Below are 20,621 nucleotides of genomic sequence, written 5' to 3'. Positions count from 1 at the left end.
CGGGACGCGGATTACCTGCATGCCTTGTCAGCCAATAATTTGGCCATGAAACTCGATCGATAGCTTTTGTTGGGCGAGACCGTGTCGTTGCGCGCTAATTGACCGATGACTGCCCAAAACACCCGGATACCTGTCGATCCACCCGTTGCATCAGGACAGATGTAAGACAAAGGAGCCTCATTCATATGTCGATTCGTAAATACCAAAGAGTGCTGGCTATCCCTCGAGTGTTGCCTGCCACATTGTTCATGTTCGTCGCAGGCCTGCCGCTGACCATCATGGGCCTCACCCTGAGCCTGCATGTGCTCAACGAAATGGGTGGCAGTTATTTTGATGCAGGCGTGGTGGGGACGGCGACCGCACTTGGCTTCGCGGTGGGCTCTCCCCTCCTCGGTCGAATGATTGACCGTCACGGCCTGCGCCCGGTGGTGGCCGTATGCGGAACACTGTCGACTCTCGCCTGGATACTGCTGCCCATGGTGAGCTATTGGCTTTACGTGCTTCTGGCGTTTGTGGCCGGGCTGTTTACCGTGCCGACAGGATCGCTAGCCCGGCAGTTCGTCGCCAGCCTGGTTCCGGAAGATCAGCGCCGGCCTGCGTACTCGCTCAACATGATGCTTATGGAGCTTTCATTCGTCATCGGGCCCGCCAGCGGTATTCTGTTGATCACTACCTATTCGGCGACAGCCACTCTGGCGGGCATAGGCCTTTGGCGAGCGCTCTCCTACGTCGTGCTCTATGTGTTGAATTGGCCCACGCGCAATGTGGACGAGGTTGCAGCGAATCCGGATCGTGTCCGACCCAAACTCCGCACATGGATGAGCGGCCGCTTATTGGCCGTCATGTTTGTCAGTGCGGGGGCGTTATTCGTGCTGTATGGCACCGAGTTGGCACTCATTGCTGTGCTGCGCGCCAGCGATCAGCTCGCCTTTACCGGGTATGTCATCGCCGCAATGTCTATCGCGTCCATCGTGGGCGGGTATGTCCACGGTGTTGTCCACCGGTCGTGGTCACAGATGAAACTTGCCCTGGCAATGAGCCTGCTGCTGCTTCCCGTGGTGTTCTTTGATGACGTCTGGTGGTGGCTGATGCTCGCGCTGTTGCCCACTAATCTGCTGTGCACGCCGACGCTGGCTGCAGGCTCGGAAGCGGTTGCCAAGCTGGCGCCTTCCAGCGTGAGAGGTGAAGTGATGGGGCTGCACGATTCGGCTTATCGAATAGGCCAGACACTGTCCGCGCCGATGGTGGGATTCGCGATCGACAGCGTTTCCCCCGCCATGGGATTCGTCGCAGCCGCGTGCGGAGGGATTGTATTGGTGGGTATGGGGGCGCTCTGCAACCTGAGAATATCGGCGCCGGCCAGAACGGCTTGATTCACACTACGGTCTTGGCTGCACAGGCTCAAGACCGGGTCTTTTCAGGTCAGTGGGGAACGGTAAGAAAAAACTTATGCACGCATCGGACGCGCTAAGTGCTGGAGGAAATAAGCATTTAAATTAACGAGTTAGCACCGAATTTTTCGAATTTCGATTTATTCGTGCACAGGTTATCCACAATTCAGGCCGGTGATTTCTCTGGGGTTGGCGCAGGTACTGCGGGCGACCCCAAATCACGCTGGGTTTGCTCGTTCCACGCCGACACGCGATCGTTCAGCGCAGCGATTGCGCGTGGGCCAGTGCCCTCTGCGTACATCGGTTTGCCAATCACGACTTCAATGGTGCCCGGCTTCTTACCCCACCCCTCTTTCGGCCAATAGCGGCCGGCATTATGGGAGATAGGCAGGACGGGCAAGTCCGCGTTTACTGCCAGCGCCGAACCGCTGCGCGAGAACTTTCCGATCTGGCCGTAAGGTACGCGTGTGCCTTCAGGGAAGATCAGCACCCAGACCCGATCTTTAAGCAGCTCATCGCCTTTCTTCGCGACAACCTTCAGCGCCGCCTTGGGATTATTGCGATCAATGGCGATGGGACGCAGCATCGCCATGGCCCAGCCGAAGAACGGCACGTACAGCAGCTCCCGCTTGAGCACCTGGCTCAAAGGCTGAAAGTGGGCCGAGAGAAAAAACGTCTCCCACGTGCTCTGGTGATTGGAGACGATCACGCAGGGTGTGTCGGGGATGTGTTCCTGGCCGGTGATGTTGACCTTAATGTTCAGGAACACGCGAGTCAGCCACAGGGCGCAGCGGCACCAGTAAACATTGATGAAACGATAGCGGAGACGGAACGGCAGGAAAGGTGCAATAAAGAAACTCAGCGAACACCACAGCAGGGCGGTAGTGCCCAGCAGCAGGTAAAAGAAGAAAATCCTGATGGCCTGCACAATCGACATAGCTGCTTTTACCGTTACGGGGCAATTGCCCGAATTGAGCGAGCCGTTGAAGAGCTGTTAGCCGTTCAACGGGGCGCTGTTGTGAATAAGTTCTGCGGCAACCGCCGCCAGATCGTCAAAAACCAACGTGCCTGCGGGTAATGCACCGCTTCGCGTCTTCTGACCTTTGCCGGTCATGACCAGAACAGGTTGTGAATCGACGGCCACCGCCGCCTCCAGGTCACCCTTGCTGTCGCCCACAAACCAAACGCCGCGTAAATCCACGGCGTAATGGCGGGCAATGGTCTTCAGCATGCCCGGTTTTGGCTTGCGGCAATCGCAGCCCGCGTCCGGGCCGTGAGGGCAATAAACAACCAGTCCGACCTCGCCGCCCTCCTCCGCCACGAGTTCACGCAAGCGTGCGTGCATGGCATCGAGGGTGGCCAGATCGTAGTAACCGCGAGCGATGCCGGACTGGTTGGTGGCCACTGCCACCGTCCAGCCGGCTTTGCTCAGTTGCGCAATAGCCTCGATAGAGCCAGGAATCGGAACCCACTCTTCGACCGACTTGATGTAGGCGTCGGAATCCTGGTTGATCACCCCGTCCCTATCGAGAATCAGCAACTTCACTGGCATGCGCTCCGCCGTCAGCTCAACAAGGAGATGTCGGCAACGCCGAGGAAGAGATTGCGCAGACGGGCGAGCAAGGCGTAACGGTTGGCTCGCACGCCAGCGTCTTCCGCATTGACCATCACTGCCTCGAAAAAGGCATCTACAGGCTCGCGAAGTGCCGCAAGACGCGTCAGCGCTTCGTTGTACTGACGGCTCGCAGACATCGGCGCTACCGCCTGATCTGCCTGCTGAATGGCCGAGTACAGCGAGAACTCGTTGGCGTTATCGAAGTACTTCGGTTCGACGGTCTGGGCGATGTTGCCGTCCGCCTTGCTCAGCAGATTCGAAACCCGCTTGTTCACGGCGGCCAGTGCTGCAGCCTCAGGCAATTTGCGGAAGGCCTGGACAGCCTGAACACGTTGATCGAAGTCCAGAGCCGAAGCGGGCTGCAAGGCGCGCACCGACAGGTAGACCGAAACGTCGACGCCTTCGTCTTCATAGCGCGCGCGCAGACGATCGAAGATGAATTCGAGCACCTGTTCCGGCAGACCGGCAGGTTTGATCTTCACACCGAACTGAGCGACGGCAAACTGCACGGTTTTGACCAGATCGAGATCCAGCTTCTTCTCGATCAGGATGCGCAGGATGCCGAGGGCAGCCCGGCGCAGTGCGTACGGGTCTTTGCTGCCGGTCGGCAGCATGCCGATGCCGAAGATGCCCACAAGTGTGTCGAGCTTGTCAGCGATGGCAACTGCGGCGCCGGTCAACGTGCCTGGCAATTCAGCGCCAGCCCCGCGCGGCATGTATTGCTCGTTCAACGCCAGTGCGACGTCTTCGGGTTCGCCGTCGGCCAAGGCGTAGTAGTAGCCTGCAACGCCCTGCATCTCCGGGAACTCGCCGACCATCTCGGTCGCCAGGTCGCACTTGGACAGCAAACCTGCACGCGCGGCGCGCTGGGCATCGCCGCCAATGCGGGGCGCGATGAACGCGGCCAGCTTGGAAACGCGCTCGGCCTTGTCGAACACCGTGCCCAATTGCGCCTGGAACACCACGTTCTGCAGGCGCTGGTTGAAGGTCTCCAGCTTTTGCTTCTTGTCCTGCTTGAAGAAGAACTCGGCGTCGGTCAGACGCGGGCGAACGACCTTCTCGTTACCGTGGACGATCTGGGACGGGTCCTTGCTGTCGATGTTAGCGACCGTAATGAAGCGCGGCAGCAGCTTGCCGTCGGCATCCAGCAGGCAGAAGTACTTCTGGTTGTCCTGCATCGTGGTGATGAGGGCTTCCTGCGGCACTTCAAGGAAACGTTCCTCGAACGAGCACACCAGCGGCACCGGCCACTCGACCAGCGCAGTCACTTCATCAAGCAATGCCGGCGGCACGATGGCGGTGCCTTCGTGTTGCGTGGCGAGCTCTTCGACGCGCTTGCTGATCAACTGACGACGCTCGTTGAAATCCGCGAGCACGTGGGCCGCGCGCAAGTCGCTGGCGTAATTGGCAGGGGACGAAATGCGCACGCTGTCCGGATGATGGAAGCGATGGCCACGGGATTCACGGCCGGACGTCTGGGCAAGAATGGTGCAGTCGACGACTTGATCGCCGAACAGCATCACCAGCCACTGGGTCGGACGCACGAACTCTTCCCTGCGCGCCCCCCAGCGCATGCGCTTCGGAATCGGCAGGTCGTTCAGCGAATCTTCAATGATCGTCGGCAGCAGGCTCAACGTTGGCTTGCCAGGGATGCTCTGGCTGTAGCGCAGCTTCGGGCCGCTCTGATCGATTTCGCTCAGGTCAACACCGCACTTCTTGGCGAAACCCAGGGCAGCCTGGGTCGGATTGCCTTCGGCATCGAACGCTGCCTGGCGTGGCGGGCCGTCCAGGTTGACGCTGCGATCCGGCTGCTCGGTGGCGAGCTGAGTAATCAGCACGGCGAGACGGCGTGGCGCGGCATAGACCTGCTTGGCGCTGTAGGTCAGACCGGCAGCCTGCAGGCCTTTTTCGATACCGGCCATGAACGCATCAGCCAGGGTATTCAATGCTTTGGGTGGCAGTTCTTCGGTGCCCAGTTCAACCAGAAAATCTTGAGCACTCATTGCGCAGCCTCCAGCTTGGCCAACACTTCATCGCGAATATCGGGTGCGGCCATCGGGAAGCCGAGCTTGGCCCGGGCCATCAGGTACGCCTGGGCCACGGAGCGAGCCAGGGTGCGGACGCGCAGAATGTACTGCTGACGCGCCGTCACGGAAATCGCGCGACGGGCATCCAGCAAGTTAAAGGTGTGAGAGGCTTTGAGGACCATTTCGTAGCTCGGCAATGGCAGCTCCACTTCGATCAGGCGCACGGCTTCGCTTTCATAGAAATCGAACAGCTCGAACAGTTTGTCGACGTTGGCGTGCTCGAAGTTGTAGGTCGATTGCTCCACTTCGTTCTGATGGAACACATCGCCGTAGGTGACTTTGCCGAACGGGCCGTCAGTCCAGACCAGGTCGTAGACCGACTCGACGCCTTGGAGGTACATCGCCAAACGCTCGAGGCCGTAGGTGATTTCACCCGTGACCGGGTAGCACTCGATGCCGCCGACTTGTTGGAAATAGGTGAATTGCGACACTTCCATGCCGTTCAGCCAGATCTCCCAACCCAGGCCCCAGGCGCCGAGGGTGGGTGACTCCCAGTTGTCTTCGACAAAGCGGACGTCGTGCACGAGCGGGTCAAGGCCCACGTGCTTCAGCGAGCCAAGGTACAGCTCCTGGAAGTTGTCCGGGTTGGGCTTGAGGACGACCTGGAATTGATAGTAGTGCTGCAGGCGATTCGGGTTCTCGCCATAACGGCCATCGGTAGGACGACGGCTCGGTTGTACGTAGGCGGCGTTCCAGGTTTCCGGGCCGATGGCGCGCAGAAACGTAGCGGTGTGGAAAGTGCCGGCGCCCACTTCCATATCGTAGGGCTGAAGTACCACACAACCTTGCTCAGCCCAGTATTGCTGGAGGGCGAGGATCAAGTCTTGGAAGGTACGCACGGCTGGCGTAGGCTGGCTCACGAAATTCACCTGTACTGGGGGGCTGCGATTTAAAGAGCGGGAGTATACCCGATTCGGCCGCGCCTCCACCCTTGGGAGCCCTATGCCACGCTGCTTTTGGTGCAACGAAGATCCGCTTTACATGGACTACCACGATCAAGAGTGGGGTGTGCCGTTGCGCGATGCGCAGATGCTGTTCGAGTTCCTGTTGCTCGAAGGGTTCCAGGCCGGACTGTCGTGGATCACCATCCTGAAAAAGCGTGAGCGCTACCGCGAAGTGATGTTCGGCTTCGACGTCCAGCGCATCGCTGCGATGACCGATGCTGAAGTCGAAGCGCTGATGCTGGAGCCCGGCATTGTGCGCAACCGTCTCAAACTCAATGCCGCGCGCAAGAACGCCCTGGCCTGGCTACGGCTGGAGGACCCGGTTGCGTTCGTCTGGTCATTCGTCGGCGGCAAGCCAAAGGTCAATCACTTCAAGGACCGCAGCGAAGTCCCGGCCATTACGCCCGAGGCCGAAGCGATGAGCAAAGCGCTGAAGAAAGCCGGCTTCACCTTCGTCGGCCCGACGATCTGTTACGCCTACATGCAGGCCACCGGAATGGTGATGGATCATACGGTTGACTGTGATCGATACGCCGAGCTGGCGGGTGATGTGGATAATCGGCTCCCATGAACGGTTACAATGGCCGCCTCATGTATTCGGGAGTGATCTGTGGATAAGTTCAAAGGCGCCTTGATGGTTGGGGCATTGCGCCTGTTTGCCCTGTTGCCGTGGCGCGCAGTGCAATGGGTCGGCACCTGCATCGGCTGGCTGATGTGGAAGTTGCCTAACCGGTCCCGCGACGTCGCGCGCATCAACCTGTCCAAGTGCTTCCCCGAACTGAGCCCTGAAGAGCTCGAAGCACTGGTCGGCCGCAGTCTGATGGACATCGGCAAGACCCTGACCGAGAGCGCCTGCGCGTGGATCTGGCCGGCGCAGAAGTCGATCAATCTGGTTCGCGAAGTCGAAGGGCTTCAGGTGTTGAAAGATGCCCTGGCGTCGGGCAAGGGCGTCGTCGGTATCACCAGCCATCTGGGCAACTGGGAAGTGCTCAACCACTTCTACTGCAGCCAGTGCAAACCGATCATTTTCTACCGGCCACCCAAGCTCAAGGCCGTGGACGATCTGCTGCGCAAGCAGCGCGTCCAGTTGGGTAACCGCGTTGCAGCCTCGACCAAGGAAGGCATTCTCAGCGTCATCAAGGAAGTGCGCAAAGGCGGCGCCGTCGGCATTCCGGCGGACCCGGAACCCGCTGAGTCGGCAGGCATATTCGTGCCCTTCTGCGGAACAATGGCGCTGACCAGCAAGTTCGTACCGAACATGCTGGCGGGCGGCAAAGCCGTTGGCGTGTTCCTCCACGCGATGCGTCTGGAGGATGGTTCTGGCTACAAAGTCGTACTCGAAGCCGCGCCGGACGACATGTACAGCACCGACACCGCAACGTCGGCAGCTGCCATGAGCAAGGTGGTTGAAAAGTACGTGCGAGCCTACCCAAGCCAATACATGTGGACCATGAAGCGCTTCAAGAAACGCCCCGAAGGTGAGAAGCGCTGGTATTGAGCCTCTAGAAAAAGCTCAAGCCCACCTGAAACAGCCGCTCCACGTCGCGGATGTACTTTTTATCCACAAGGAACATGACCACGTGGTCGCCCGATTCGATCACGGTGCTGTCATGGGCGATGATCACTTGGTCGGCGCGTGTGATGGCGCCGATGGTCGTGCCGGGCGGCAAGTTGATGTGCATGATGGCTTTGCCAATCACCTTGCTGGATTTGGCATCGCCATGGGCGACGATCTCGATGGCTTCCGCCGCGCCCCGACGCAATGAATGCACGCTGACGATATCGCCGCGCCGTACGTGGGCCAGCAACGTACCGATGGTGGCGAGCTGAGGGCTGACGGCGACATCAATCTCTCCCCCTTGCACCAGATCGACATACGCCGGGTTGTTGATGATCGTCATCACCTTCTTCGCACCGAGACGTTTGGCCAGCAACGACGACATGATGTTTGCCTCGTCGTCGTTGGTCAGCGCCAGAAACAGGTCGGCGTTATCGATGTTCTCTTCCACGAGCAGGTCGCGATCCGAAGAGCTGCCTTGCAGGATGACCGTGTTGTTCAGCGTGTCTGAGAGGTGACGGCATCGGGCGGGGTTCATCTCGATGATCTTGACTTGGTAGCGGTTCTCGATGGCTTCCGCCAGCCGCTCGCCAATCTGACCGCCGCCGGCAATCACGATGCGCTTGTAGCTCACATCCAGGCGACGCATCTCGCCCATGACGGCGCGAATATCCGCCTTGGCAGCGATGAAAAAGACCTCGTCGTCAGCCTCGATAACCGTATCGCCCTGGGGAATGATCGGGCGGTCGCGACGGAAAATAGCCGCAACGCGAGTCTCCACATTCGGCATGTGCGTGCGCAGTTGACGCAGCTGCTGGCCCACCAGAGGCCCGCCGTAGTACGCCTTGACCGCCACCATCTGCACCTTGCCGCCGGCGAAGTCGATGACTTGCAGGGCACTGGGGTATTCGATGAGCCGTTTGATGTAATGGGTCACCACTTGCTCAGGGCTGATCAGCACGTCCACGGGAATGGCGCCGTTGGCGAACAGGCCTGAGCGGGTCAGGTACGCCGACTCGCGAACACGGGCAATCTTGGTCGGGGTCTGAAACAGCGTGTAGGCGACTTGGCAGGCGACCATGTTGGTCTCGTCGCTGCTGGTCACGGCCACCAGCATGTCGGCGTCATCGGCGCCGGCCTGACGCAGTACGGTCGGGAACGAGCCGCGACCATGGACGGTACGGATATCGAGACGATCACCCAACGCTCGCAGACGATCCTGATCGGCGTCCACGACGGTGATGTCGTTGGCTTCGCTCGCCAAGTGCTCAGCCAGCGTACCGCCGACCTGCCCTGCGCCGAGAATGATGATCTTCAATCAGTCTCTCCTTGAAATGATGATTCCGTCATACCGGGCAATCGTCTTCACGCCGCCGCAATCTTGATCAGTTTGGCGTAGTAAAACCCGTCATGCCCGCCTTCCTGCGCCAGCAGCTGACGGCCGTGGGGCTGTTTCAGACCGGGCGGTGGCTTGCCTTGCTGACCGGCAATGTCCAGCTCCCGAGCACCCGACGTACGCGCCAGGAATGCAGCGATGACTTCGGTATTTTCAGTGGGCAGCGTCGAGCATGTGGCGTACAGCAAGATCCCGCCAACCTGCAGCGTCGGCCACAGCGCGTCGAGCAATTCGCCTTGCAGCGTTGCGAGGGGGGGAATGTCATCCGCCTGACGGGTCAGCTTGATGTCGGGGTGGCGACGAATCACGCCGGTTGCCGAGCACGGCGCGTCGAGCAGAATGCGCTGGAACGGTTTGCCGTCCCACCATAGGTCGGTGGCGCGGGCATCGGCGGCGATGAGTTCGGCACTCAGGCCCAGGCGATCAAGGTTCTCTTTGACCCGCACCATGCGCTTGGCTTCAAGATCCACTGCGACCACGCCCGCCAGGCCCGGTTGTACTTCCAGCAGATGGCAAGTTTTGCCACCCGGCGCGCAACAGGCGTCCAGCACACGTTGACCCGGCGCCAGCTCCAGCAAGTCGGCGGCCAGTTGCGCTGCCTCATCCTGAACGCTGATCCAGCCCTCGGCGAAACCCGGCAGTGAGCGAACATCGCCCGGTTCGGTGAGCACGATGCCGTCCTGGCTGAACGTGCTGGACGTTGCGCCGATGCCTGCGTCCAGCAACAGCTGAAGGTACTGCTCACGGGTTTTATGCCGGCGGTTGACCCGCAAAATCATCGGCGGGTGGGCGTTGTTCGCCGCACAAATCGCTTCCCAATGCTCAGGCCACGCGGCTTTCAACGCTTTTTGCAGCCAGCGTGGATGAGCGGTACGCACCACCGGATCGTGTTCCAGCTCCGTCAGCAATGCCTCGCCTTCCCGTTGAGCACGACGCAGCACAGCGTTGAGCAACGCTTTTGCCCACGGTTTTTTTAGCTTGTCAGCGCAGCCCACGGTTTCGCCGATAGCGGCGTGGGCAGGAATTCGCGAATAGAACAGCTGATACAGACCCACCAGCAATAAGGCCTGCACGTCGTTATCAGCGGTTTTAAATGGTTTCTGCAGCAGCTTGGCCGCCAGCGCGGACAGCCTTGGCTCCCAGCGCGCGGTGCCAAATGCCAGGTCCTGGGTCAGCCCGCGGTCGCGGTCTTCAACCTTGTCCAGTTGCGTGGGCAGAGAGCTGTTCAGAGATGCCTTGCCGCTCAGTACGGCAGCCAGTGCCTTGGCCGCGGCCAGACGCGGGTTCATTGCGCATCCACCGCTTGGCCGAGGACGGTGCCAACGGCGAACTTCTCGCGACGGCTGTTGAACAGGTCAGCGAAGCCCATAGGTTTGCCGCCCGGTAGTTGCAGACGGGTCAGACGCAGCGCGCCTTCACCGCACGCGACCAGCAGGCCGTCTTTGCTTGCGTCGATGATGCTGCCGGGCGTGCCCTCCCCGTCGGCGATCTGCGCGGCCAGCACTTTCAGTGATTCGCCCTTGAGCGTGGTGTGGCAGATCGGCCATGGGTTGAAGGCGCGTACCAGTCGCTCCAGCTCAACGGCCGGGCGGGTCCAGTCGATGCGTGCTTCGTCTTTGTTCAGTTTGTGCGCGTAAGTGGCGAGGCTGTCGTTCTGCACTTCGCCAACCAGCGTGCCGTCCGCCAGCCCTGCAATGGCTTGAATCACTGCAGGTGGGCCGAGCTCGGCAAGTCGATCGTGCAGCGTACCGCCGGTGTCGTCGCCTGTGATCGGGGTCGTCACCTTGAGCAGCATCGGGCCGGTGTCCAGGCCCGCTTCCATGCGCATGACCGTCACGCCGCTTTCGGCATCGCCCGCCTGCACCGCGCGCTGAATCGGCGCAGCACCGCGCCAGCGTGGCAGCAACGAGGCGTGACTGTTGATGCAGCCCAGACGCGGGATATCCAGCACGGTCTGCGGCAGGATCAAGCCATAGGCGACTACGACCAGCAGGTCCGCCTTTAACCCAGCCAGCTCGGCCTGGGCTTCGGGTGCGCGCAAGGTAGGCGGCTGCATGACAGGAATATTGTGCTGGAGGGCAAGCTGCTTGACCGGGCTGGGCATCAGCTTCTGACCACGACCGGCCGGGCGATCTGGCTGGGTGTACACCGCAATGACGTCATGGGGACTGTCGAGCAGGGCTTTCAAATGCTCGGCGGCGAATTCCGGGGTGCCGGCGAACACGATGCGCAGTGGCTCAGTCATGGGCTTCTCTTGAAGTAAGGCTGTAGAAACGCACTTGCCCGCGATGGCGTGGTGTCGGCCGACAAATGCGGCGGAGGACAGGTCGCTATCGCGGGCACTCGGGCTCCTACGGTAGAAAGGAGGATGGCGGGATCAGGCGTTTTGCTTGTGGAGTTTTTCCAGCTTTTTCTTGATCCGGTCGCGCTTGAGATTGGACAGGTAATCAACGAAGAGCTTGCCGTTCAGGTGGTCGCATTCGTGCTGGATGCACACGGCGAGCAGGCCCTCGGCGATGAATTCATAGGGCTGGCCATCACGGTCCAGCGCCTTGACCTTGACCCGTTGCGGGCGATCCACGTTCTCGTAGAAACCTGGAACAGACAGACAGCCTTCCTGGTACTGGTCCATCTCGTCGGTCAGCGGCTCGATCTCGGGGTTGATGAACACCCGCGGCTCGCTGCGATCTTCGGAGAGATCCATCACCACCACGCGCTTGTGTACGTTAACCTGCGACGCGGCCAGACCGATGCCGGGGGCTTCGTACATGGTTTCAAACATGTCGTCGACCAACTGGCGAATGCCGTCGTCCACTTCAGCCACCGGCTTGGCGATGGTGCGCAGGCGCGAATCGGGAAATTCGAGGATGTTTAGAATGGCCATATGCGTAAGGGATGCACTGTAGGGTAAAGTCAAAATCGGCTGCTAGGCTTGGGACGTCACAAGCTGCAGCCCTAGTAAAACGGGAAGTCTCGCAAGACTCAGCGTTTCACGCGAAGCCAACATGATAAAGGGATTCACCGCATGAGGAAATCACTACTCGCCCTGCTGCTGTTGGCCGCGACCGGCCTTGTCCAGGCGCAAGTACAGCTCAGGGATGGCCATCCACAGAGTTACACCGTCGTCGCCGGTGACACACTTTGGGACATTTCCGGAAAATTTCTCAATCAGCCCTGGAAGTGGCCGCAGCTCTGGCGCGCCAATCCACAGGTTCACGACCCTGATCTGATCTACCCCGGCGATACGCTCAATCTGATTTACGTCGATGGTCAGCCACGCATCGTGGTCAATCGCGGCGCGTCCCGGGGCACCATCAAATTGTCCCCGCGCGTGCGCAGTACGCCGATTGCCGAGGCGATTCCGACCATACCGCTGGGCGCAATCAATGCCTTTCTGCTGAACAACCGAATCATCGATAACGCCAGCCAGTTCGAAACCGCGCCCCATGTCGTGGCCGGTCCTGGCGAGCGGGTGCTCAGTGGCGCGGGTGACCGCATCTATGCGCGCGGACAGTTCGAGCCGAGCCATGTGGCGTACGGCATCTATCGCAAGGGCAAGACCTACGTCGATCCGGTCACCGGCGTGGTGCTGGGCATCAATGCCGATGACATCGGCAGCGGCGAAGTCATCGCCACGGAAGGTGATGTGGCGACGTTGCAAATGCAGCGTTCGACCCAGGAAGTGCGCCTTGGCGACCGCCTCTTTGTCAGCGAAGAGCGCCGAATCAATTCGACTTTTGTCCCCAGCGAACCCCAGCAGGCAGTCGACGGCAACATCATCGACGTGCCTCGGGGCGTGACCCAGATCGGCGAGTTCGACGTGGTGACCATCGACCGTGGCCGGCTCGATGGCTTGGCCGAAGGCAACGTGTTGGCGATCTACAAGACCGGTGAGACGGTGCGCGACCGGGTCAACGGTGATCAAGTCAAAATTCCCGACGAGCGTTCAGGACTGCTGATGGTCTTTCGCACGTACGAGCGACTGAGCTACGGCATGGTGCTGCACGCAACTCGATCTCTGGCGGTGCAGGACAAAGTCCGCAATCCGTAATGCTATGTATCAGCTGTAACTCACTTTTCTCCACCGGCATGCTTCACTTATCAAATTGTTGTTAACAGACTTATCCACAGCTTGGTTCACTGAATAGGGTGGACCACGGATCAAGGAAGATCACATGCCGTTGTTCGAAAAGGCCGGTCAGTCGCCGGCCGAGCTGGAAGCACGCTTGCGTTTGCATCGGCTGCCGGAAGTCGGTCCAAAACGTTTCCACACCCTCATCGATGCGTTCGGCAGCGCCGGCGCGGCATTGAGTGCGCCGGCTTCAGCGTGGCGATCTTTACGTCTGCCGGCGGCCAGTGCCGAGGCCCGTCGCAGCCCCGAAGTACGCGACGGCGCCAGCGCGGCACTGGCCTGGTTAGAGCGTCCGGGCCAGCATTTGCTGATGTGGGACGACCCTGATTACCCCGCGTTGCTGGCAGAAATCCCTGATCCGCCGCCCCTGCTTTTCATCGCCGGAAACCGCGCTTTGCTTGATCGTCCGCAGCTGGGAATGGTGGGCAGTCGACGCGCGTCCAAGCCCGGACTCGACACCGCTGCAGCGTTCGCGCGGAGCCTGGCAGGTGCCGGTTTTGTCATCACCAGCGGGTTGGCGCTGGGTATCGACGGCGCCGCGCATCAAGGTGCGCTGGACGTAAAAGGCGGGACAATCGGCGTGCTGGGCACGGGCATCGAAAAACTTTATCCACAGCGGCATCGCCAGCTTGCAGCGCGCATGGTGGCCGACGGCGGCGCGGTGATTTCCGAGCTGCCACTGGACGCAGGTCCCCACGCCAGCAACTTTCCCCGGCGCAATCGAATCATCAGCGGTTTGTCCCTGGGTGTGCTGGTGGTCGAGGCCAGCGTCGCCAGCGGATCGCTGATCACGGCACGTCTTGCCGCCGAGCAGGGCCGTGAGGTCTACGCCATTCCCGGCTCGATCCATCATCCGGGTGCCAGGGGGTGTCACCAGTTGATCCGTGAAGGGGCGGTGCTGGTGGAAACCATCGACCACATTCTTGAAGCGCTGCAGGGCTGGAAAAACATTGCGCCGAGCCATGAGGTCGTTGATAAGCCGTCGACGCCGCTCCATCCGCTGCTCGCCCTATTGCACGCAGCGCCGCAAACCGGCGAGGCGCTGGCCCACAACAGCGGTTGGCCTTTGCCCAAAGTCCTGGCGGCGCTGACCGAGCTGGAACTCGACAGCAGCGTGGCTTGCGAAGCCGGGCGATGGTTTGCCCGGGCACGCTGAGGTTAAACTGCCCGCCTGCGTAATTTGGGAGAACGGACGATGGTCAGCAGTTGGCGAGTGCAGCAAGCCGCACGAGAAATTCGGGCCGGGGCGGTGATTGCCTATCCAACCGAAGCGGTGTGGGGGTTGGGCTGTGACCCTTGGGATGCGGAGGCGGTGTATCGCCTGCTGGCAATCAAGGCGCGGCCGGTTGATAAGGGCTTGATCCTGATCGCAGACAACATCCGTCAGTTTGATTTCCTTTTCGAGGACTTCCCCGAGCTGTGGATCGATCGCATGGCCAGCACCTGGCCGGGGCCGAACACCTGGCTGGTGCCCCATCAAGGCCTGTTGCCGGACTGGATCACCGGAAAGCACGACACCGTCGCCCTTCGCGTCAGCGATCACCCCATCGTCCGGGAGCTGTGCGCCTTGACCGGCCCGCTGGTGTCGACTTCCGCAAACCCCACCGGCCGCCCTGCCGCCCGCTCGCGGCTGCGGGTCGAGCAGTATTTCCACGAGCAGTTGGACTTGGTTCTGGGGGGAAGTCTCGGCGGGCGCCGCAATCCGAGTGTGATACGGGATCTGGTCACGGCTGAGGTGGTAAGGGCGGGGTAATGCCCTTCCACCGTCTGGCCGGGTGTGATCAAGGCACCAGAATGATCGACCCCACCGTTCTGCGACCGGAGAGTTCGGTGTGGGCCTTCGCGGCATCCTTGAGGGCAAACTTCTGGATGTCGTCGACCTTCACCTTGCCGGTGGCGACCATTTCGAACACTTCATCCGCCATTGCCTGCAAGGCTTCCGGGGTGTTCGCGTAGGAGCCCAATGTCGGGCGCGTGACGTAGAGCGAGCCTTTCTGAGCGAGAACCCCCAGGTTCACGCCGGTCACTGCGCCTGACGCATTGCCGAAGCTGACCAGCAGGCCGCGCAATTCCAGGCAATTCAAAGAGGTTTCCCACGTGTCTTTGCCCACGCCGTCATAGACCACCGGGACCTTCTTGCCATCGGTCAACTCCAGTACACGCTGGACGACGTCTTCCTTGCTGTAATCGATCACTTCCCAGGCGCCGTGCGCCTTGGCGTGCGCGGCCTTTTTTGCCGAGCTGACCGTGCCGATGAGCTTGACGCCCAAGGCGTTGGCCCACTGGCAGGCAATCGATCCCACGCCGCCGGCAGCGGCATGGAACAGGATGGTTTCTTCAGGACGGATCTCGTAAGTCTGGCGAAACAGGTACTGCACGGTCAGGCCTTTGAGCATGACGGCGGCGCCCTGCTCGAAGCTGATACCGTCAGGCAGCTTGGCAATGTTCGCGGCCGGCGTCAGGTGAACGTCCCCGTATGCACCCAACGGACCTGTGCCGTACACCACCCGGTCGCCAACTTTGACGTGGGTGACTTCACTGCCGACCGCTTCAATCAGACCCGCGCCTTCGTTGCCCAACCCCGACGGGAACGAAGGTGCCGGGTACAGGCCGCTGCGAAAGTAGGTCTCGATGAAGTTAACGCCAATCGCCTTGTTACGCACGAGCACGTCTTTCGGACCCGGTGCCGGGGGTTCGAAGTCCACGTACTCAAGCACTTCGGGACCGCCATAAGCCTTGAACTGGATACGTTTTGCCATTTGCTTTCTCCGTCATGGATCGGACTTGCAGGGGATGACTGTCGATGCGAAAGGGCTCTATCGGACTCCTTCGTCGTCGCTTCGTCAACTGCGGCATCCGCCAAGCCGGTGATATGCTACGGGCCGAATTTCGCCGACGGGATTTGCTCAGCGAGGCGTGTCATTAACGCCAAGGCCGATCCAATCCCGCTCCCGACGCACGTTTCAGTTTATGCAGGTACCGCCATGTCCTTTCGCACCGATGCCGTCAAAGCCTACTTGCTCGATCTTCAAGACCGCATTTGCGCCGCCCTGGAAACCGAAGATGGCAGCGCCCGTTTCGTCGAAGACGCCTGGGAACGGCCTGCGGGCGGGGGCGGAAGAACCCGGGTGATCGAGAACGGCCACATCCTCGAAAAAGGCGGCGTTAACTTTTCCCATGTCTTCGGCGCCGGCCTCCCACCGTCGGCCAGCGCACATCGACCGGAACTGGCAGGGCGTGGCTTTGAAGCGCTCGGTGTGTCGCTGGTGATGCACCCACACAACCCCCATGTGCCGACTGCCCACGCCAATGTGCGGTTCTTCATCGCAGAGAAAGAAGGCGAAGAACCGGTGTGGTGGTTCGGCGGCGGCTTTGACCTGACGCCTTACTACGGTGTCGAGGAAGACTGCGTTCATTGGCACCGCGTCGCCGAACAGGCCTGCGCGCCGTTCGGGGCTGACGTCTATCCCCGCTACAAGGCGTGGTGCGATCGCTACTTCCATATCAAGCACCGCAATGAGCCGCGCGGCGTCGGCGGACTGTTTTTCGACGACTTGAACGAGTGGGATTTCGACACCAGCTTCGCGTTCATCCGTGCCATCGGAGATGCGTTCGTCGAGGCGTATCTGCCCATCGTTCAGCGCCGCAAGGACACGCCGTCCACGCCGCAGCAGCGTGAGTTTCAGGAGTTCCGCCGTGGGCGTTACGTGGAATTCAATCTGGTGTACGACCGCGGCACCTTGTTTGGGCTGCAATCGGGTGGCCGCACTGAATCGATCCTCATGTCGCTGCCGCCGCAAGTGCGCTGGGGCTATGACTGGAAAGCCGAGCCGGGCAGTGAGGAAGCACGCCTGACGGAATATTTTCTGCAGGATCGCGACTGGCTGGCTGAGGCGGCCCAGTGATGACTGACCAGTACGTTGTCTTCGGCAATCCCATTGGCCACAGCAAATCCCCGCTGATCCATCGCCTGTTCGCCGAGCAGACCGGTCAGGCGCTCGACTACCAGACCTCACTCGCGCCGCTGGACGGCTTCACCGCCTTCGCCAGGGCGTTTTTCGAGACAGGCCGTGGCGCCAACGTCACCGTGCCCTTCAAGGAAGAAGCGTACCGGATGGCCGATCAGTTGACCGAGCGCGGCCGTCGTGCCGGCGCGGTCAATACCCTCGCCGTTCAAGCGGATGGCAGCCTGCTCGGCGACAACACGGACGGAGCAGGCCTGGTTCGGGACCTGAAGGTCAGTCATGGCGTCACGCTCAAGGACAAACGCATTCTCGTGCTAGGGGCTGGCGGTGCAGTGCGTGGCGCACTTGAGCCCTTGCTGGCGGAAGATCCCTACGTGCTGGTGGTCGCCAACCGCACCGTGGAAAAGGCTGAACAGCTGGCTCAGGAATTCGCCGACGTCGGTCCGGTGCTGCCCGCAGGCTACGACTGGCTGGAGGAACCGGTGGACATCATCATCAATGCCACGTCGGCCAGCCTTTCGGGGGAAGTACCGCCGATTTCGCCCAGTCTGATTCAGCCGGGCGTGACATTCTGCTACGACATGATGTACGCCAAGGAGCCAACCGCATTCTGCCGCTGGGCCTCTGAACACAGCGCCGGGCAGGCAGTGGATGGGTTGGGGATGTTGGTCGAGCAGGCTGCCGAGGCGTTTTACCTGTGGCGCGGCGTGCGACCGGAATCGGCGCCAGTGCTGGCGGAACTGCGACGGCTGATGGCGCAGAACGGATAACGCACACGCTCCAGGCTGATACTTATTTTGTGGTGGATGCCTGGTCGTCCAGACGCCGCACTGTCACGCTGCAAACGCAATCCCCTTGAGCTTGCTCACGAAGACGGCATTCCAGCCGCTGAAGATCCAGCGAATGCACCGGCTTCTTCGCGAGCAAGCTCGCTCCCATAGTTCATCTATCGGCAGAACATCAGCGGTGTCGTCATGCCTGATAAGAGTGAGCTCACTCTATGCTGGCCGCCAGCGTTACAACTTGGCTTTCACCGCTGGCAGCGCATCTTTGTCGTCAACGGTTTTCACGCCGCTCAGCCATTTGTCCAGCACCGCCGGGTTGGCTTTCAGCCACGCTTTCACCGCTTCGGTGTTGCTGACCTTCTTATCCACCACGGTTTGCATGATCGAGTTTTCCATGTCCTGGGTGAAGACCAGGTTGGAAAGCAGCTTGGCCACGTTCGGGCAGGCGTCGGCGTAACCTTTGCGGGTCACGGTGTAGACGCTGCCGGTATCGCCGAAGTATTTCTCGCCGCCTTTGAGGTAGTGCATGCCTTTGACCTGCACGTTCATCGGGTGCGGCGTCCAGCCGAGGAACACCACGAACTCCGCCTTCTTCACGTTGCGCTGCACTTCGGCCAGCATCGCCTGCTCGCTGGACTCCACCAGCTTCCAGTCCCCCAGTTCGAACTCGTTCTTTTTGATGATTTCCTGAATCGACGCGTTGGCCGGAGCCCCCGAACCGATGCCGTAGATCTTCTTGTGGAATTTGTCGGCGAATCTGTTGAGGTCGGCGAAGTTGTGGACGCCTGCGTCATACACGTAATCAGGGACGGCGAGGGTGAACTCCGTGCCTTCCAGATTTTTCGCGTATTGCGTCACGTCACCCGTGGCGATGAACTTGTCGTAGAAAGCTTGCTGCGCCGGCATCCAGTTGCCCAGGAAAACGTCGAGTTGCCCATCCTTCAGGCCGCCATAGGCGATCGGCACCGCGAGGGTGTCGATCTTGGTTTTGTAGCCCATGCCATCGAGCAAAAAGCCTGCAGTGGCGTTGGTCGCGGCGATATCGCTCCAGCCTGGATCGGCCATCCGCACGGTGCTGCAGCTAGCGTCGGCGGCATAGGCCACGACGCTGCTCAAAGTCAAGACCCCAACCGCCAGCGTGGTGAACAGCTTATTCATGGTGTGCCCCTTTTTGGTTTTCTAAGTGTTGGCAGGGTTCAAGGTTGCGGATAACGGGCCTTGCGCTCCAGATCGTCCAGATCAATATGGTTGCGCATGTACTGCTGACTGGCGTCGACCAGCGGCTGGTGATCCCAACTCTTCAGCTTGCCGATGGCCAGCGACTCGGCGACGAAACGCCGACGACGCTGGCTGGCGAGCACCTGGTGGTGTATCGCCGGAATGTCCCACTTGGCCTTTGCTTCGGCCAGGAACGCAGCGAACAGGTCGCGATGAGCCTCGGATCGACTCAGCTCTTCCTGCTCCTTCGGATCGTTGCGCACGTCATACAGCAGACAGGGGTCCCGTTCCGAATAAATAAATTTGTACGCGCCGCGACGAATCATCATCAGCGGACTGTTGGTGCCCTCGGCCATGTACTCGCCGAAGACCTCGTCGTGACCACCCTCGCCTTGCAGATGCGGCAGCAGTGAGCGCCCATCGAGCGGCAAACCGGCGTCCAGCTGACCATCCGCCAACGCAACAAACGTCGGCAACAGGTCGGCGGTGGACACTGCAGCCTGCACGCGGCCGGCCTTGAACTGCCCCGGAGCGTAGACCAGCAGCGGCACCCGCGCCGACATCTCGAACCAGTGCATTTTGTACCAGAGCCCGCGCTCACCCAGCATGTCGCCATGGTCGCCGGAGAACACGATGATGGTGTCGTCGGCCAGGCCGGTTTCCTCCAGGGTTTTCATCAGTTTGCCGACGTTGTCATCAATGTAGCTGCAGGCACCGAAATAGGCGCGGCGCGCATCACGAATCTTTTGCTCGGGCAGCGGTTTGTCCCACAGGTCATAGACCTTCAGCAGGCGCTTGGAATGCGGGTCCAGTTCGGACTGGGCCAACGGCGCATGGGGCATCGGGATTTCTTCGTCGCTGTACAGATTCCAGTAAGGCTTGGGAATGGTGTACGGATCGTGGGGATGGGTCATCGACACCGTCAGGCAAAACGGCTGATCGCCGTCTTCGCGCACATGGTCGAACAGATACTGCTGAGCCTTGAACACCACTTCTTCGTCGAAATCGAGCTGATTGGTGCGTACGCAAGGTCCCGCTTGCAGCACCGATGACATGTTGTGGTACCAGGTCGGGCGCGCGTCCGGTTCGTCCCAGTTCACGGCCCAACCGTAGTCGGCCGGATAGATGTCGCTGGTCAGGCGTTCTTCGTAGCCGTGCAATTGATCAGGCCCGCAGAAATGCATCTTGCCGGACAGTGCGGTGCGATAGCCAAGACGCCGCAGGTAGTGGGCGTAGGTCGGCACATCAGCGGGGAAATCAGCCGCATTGTCATAGGCGCCGATCTTGCTCGGCAACTGACCGCTCACCAGAGTGAAGCGTGACGGTGCGCAGAGCGGGCTGTTGCAGTAGGCGGCGTCGAACACCACGCCTTCAGCAGCGAGGCGACTCAAGTGGGGCATCTTGATGGGAGAAGAGGCGTACATCGGCAACATGGGCGCGGCCATTTGATCGGCCATGATGAAAAGAATGTTCTTGCGCTTCATGTATTCGCGGCATCCCATAGTCATTATTTATGCGAAAGTGCTCCGA

19 protein-coding genes are annotated in these 20,621 nt (G+C 60.6%); 8 read left to right on the top strand and 11 right to left on the bottom strand.

Annotated features, from left to right (window positions below; translation table 11 throughout):
• Positions 1-185: 185 nt before the first annotated feature.
• A complete protein-coding gene (locus BBI10_RS08650; RefSeq protein WP_065988037.1) occupies positions 186-1,373 on the top strand; it encodes an MFS transporter in 1,188 nt (395 codons plus the stop codon).
• A gap of 184 nt (positions 1,374-1,557) precedes the next feature.
• Here the strand turns inward: BBI10_RS08650 and BBI10_RS08645 are convergent, their stop codons facing one another.
• The 4 genes from BBI10_RS08645 to glyQ are packed head-to-tail and all read right to left on the bottom strand — an operon-like array spanning position 1,558 to position 5,953.
• Positions 1,558-2,328 carry a lysophospholipid acyltransferase family protein gene (locus tag BBI10_RS08645; protein WP_065988036.1) on the bottom strand — a complete coding sequence of 257 codons (771 nt, stop codon included), beginning with the start codon at positions 2,326-2,328 and terminating at the stop codon, positions 1,558-1,560.
• 57 nt (positions 2,329-2,385) lie between these two features.
• The gene (gmhB, locus tag BBI10_RS08640; RefSeq protein ID WP_167355781.1) at positions 2,386-2,943 is read right to left on the bottom strand and encodes a D-glycero-beta-D-manno-heptose 1,7-bisphosphate 7-phosphatase; all 558 of its coding nucleotides are present in this window, start codon (positions 2,941-2,943) and stop codon (positions 2,386-2,388) included.
• Between the two features lie 11 nt (positions 2,944-2,954).
• A complete protein-coding gene (gene glyS, locus BBI10_RS08635; protein WP_065988035.1) occupies positions 2,955-5,009 on the bottom strand; it encodes a glycine--tRNA ligase subunit beta in 2,055 nt (684 codons plus the stop codon).
• Positions 5,006-5,953, bottom strand: coding sequence for a glycine--tRNA ligase subunit alpha (glyQ, locus tag BBI10_RS08630; protein WP_065988033.1), 948 nt, complete (start codon positions 5,951-5,953; stop codon positions 5,006-5,008). Before glyQ ends, glyS begins: the two co-directional genes overlap by 4 nt.
• Before the next feature lie 82 nt (positions 5,954-6,035).
• On the opposite strand from glyQ, the gene BBI10_RS08625 reads away from it, so the two are divergent.
• Both BBI10_RS08625 and BBI10_RS08620 read left to right on the top strand, forming a co-directional pair.
• Positions 6,036-6,608, top strand: a complete 573-nt coding sequence (locus BBI10_RS08625) for a DNA-3-methyladenine glycosylase I (protein ID WP_065988030.1) — start codon at positions 6,036-6,038, stop codon at positions 6,606-6,608.
• 39 nt (positions 6,609-6,647) lie between these two features.
• The gene (locus tag BBI10_RS08620; protein ID WP_065988029.1) at positions 6,648-7,535 is read left to right on the top strand and encodes a lysophospholipid acyltransferase; all 888 of its coding nucleotides are present in this window, start codon (positions 6,648-6,650) and stop codon (positions 7,533-7,535) included.
• 4 nt (positions 7,536-7,539) lie between these two features.
• Here BBI10_RS08620 and trkA read toward each other — a convergent pair whose 3' ends face one another.
• The 4 genes from trkA to def all read right to left on the bottom strand — a co-directional run bounded on the left by trkA (position 7,540) and on the right by def (position 11,875).
• A complete protein-coding gene (trkA, locus tag BBI10_RS08615) occupies positions 7,540-8,913 on the bottom strand; it encodes a Trk system potassium transporter TrkA (RefSeq protein ID WP_065988028.1) in 1,374 nt (457 codons plus the stop codon).
• A gap of 47 nt (positions 8,914-8,960) precedes the next feature.
• Entirely contained in the window at positions 8,961-10,280 is a 1,320-nt protein-coding gene (gene rsmB, locus BBI10_RS08610; RefSeq protein ID WP_065988027.1) for a 16S rRNA (cytosine(967)-C(5))-methyltransferase RsmB, read from the bottom strand.
• A complete protein-coding gene (gene fmt, locus BBI10_RS08605) occupies positions 10,277-11,236 on the bottom strand; it encodes a methionyl-tRNA formyltransferase (protein ID WP_065988026.1) in 960 nt (319 codons plus the stop codon). The genes rsmB and fmt overlap by 4 nt, the downstream gene beginning before the upstream one ends.
• Before the next feature lie 132 nt (positions 11,237-11,368).
• The gene (gene def, locus BBI10_RS08600) at positions 11,369-11,875 is read right to left on the bottom strand and encodes a peptide deformylase (RefSeq protein ID WP_065988024.1); all 507 of its coding nucleotides are present in this window, start codon (positions 11,873-11,875) and stop codon (positions 11,369-11,371) included.
• 141 nt (positions 11,876-12,016) lie between these two features.
• Between def and BBI10_RS08595 the strand changes: the two genes are divergently transcribed.
• The 3 genes from BBI10_RS08595 to BBI10_RS08585 all read left to right on the top strand — a co-directional run bounded on the left by BBI10_RS08595 (position 12,017) and on the right by BBI10_RS08585 (position 14,876).
• Complete coding sequence (locus tag BBI10_RS08595; protein ID WP_065988023.1) at positions 12,017-13,042, top strand: LysM peptidoglycan-binding domain-containing protein; 1,026 nt, start codon at positions 12,017-12,019, stop codon at positions 13,040-13,042.
• Between the two features lie 124 nt (positions 13,043-13,166).
• Entirely contained in the window at positions 13,167-14,279 is a 1,113-nt protein-coding gene (gene dprA / locus BBI10_RS08590; protein WP_065988021.1) for a DNA-processing protein DprA, read from the top strand.
• Between the two features lie 39 nt (positions 14,280-14,318).
• Positions 14,319-14,876: an L-threonylcarbamoyladenylate synthase gene (locus BBI10_RS08585; RefSeq protein WP_065988020.1), complete on the top strand. Its 558-nt coding sequence runs from the start codon at positions 14,319-14,321 to the stop codon at positions 14,874-14,876.
• A 28-nt stretch (positions 14,877-14,904) separates the two neighbouring features.
• Here the strand turns inward: BBI10_RS08585 and BBI10_RS08580 are convergent, their stop codons facing one another.
• Positions 14,905-15,882: an NADPH:quinone reductase gene (locus BBI10_RS08580; RefSeq protein ID WP_065988019.1), complete on the bottom strand. Its 978-nt coding sequence runs from the start codon at positions 15,880-15,882 to the stop codon at positions 14,905-14,907.
• A gap of 225 nt (positions 15,883-16,107) precedes the next feature.
• Here BBI10_RS08580 and hemF point away from each other — a divergent pair, with 225 nt between their 5' ends.
• Positions 16,108-17,028: an oxygen-dependent coproporphyrinogen oxidase gene (gene hemF, locus BBI10_RS08575; RefSeq protein ID WP_065988017.1), complete on the top strand. Its 921-nt coding sequence runs from the start codon at positions 16,108-16,110 to the stop codon at positions 17,026-17,028.
• Entirely contained in the window at positions 17,028-17,858 is an 831-nt protein-coding gene (gene aroE, locus BBI10_RS08570) for a shikimate dehydrogenase (RefSeq protein WP_065988015.1), read from the top strand. Before hemF ends, aroE begins: the two co-directional genes overlap by 1 nt.
• A gap of 246 nt (positions 17,859-18,104) precedes the next feature.
• Here the strand turns inward: aroE and choX are convergent, their stop codons facing one another.
• Positions 18,105-19,031 carry a choline ABC transporter substrate-binding protein gene (gene choX, locus BBI10_RS08565; protein WP_065988013.1) on the bottom strand — a complete coding sequence of 309 codons (927 nt, stop codon included), beginning with the start codon at positions 19,029-19,031 and terminating at the stop codon, positions 18,105-18,107.
• Between the two features lie 38 nt (positions 19,032-19,069).
• Positions 19,070-20,575, bottom strand: a complete 1,506-nt coding sequence (betC, locus tag BBI10_RS08560; RefSeq protein WP_065988008.1) for a choline-sulfatase — start codon at positions 20,573-20,575, stop codon at positions 19,070-19,072.
• Between the last annotated feature and the right edge of the window lie 46 nt (positions 20,576-20,621).

It is taken from the genome of Pseudomonas graminis (assembly GCF_001705435.1).
Lineage (GTDB): Bacteria > Pseudomonadota > Gammaproteobacteria > Pseudomonadales > Pseudomonadaceae > Aquipseudomonas > Aquipseudomonas graminis_B.
The sequence above is the reverse complement of the archived record's forward strand: the minus strand, read 5'-3'. Positions and strand labels throughout refer to the sequence as shown.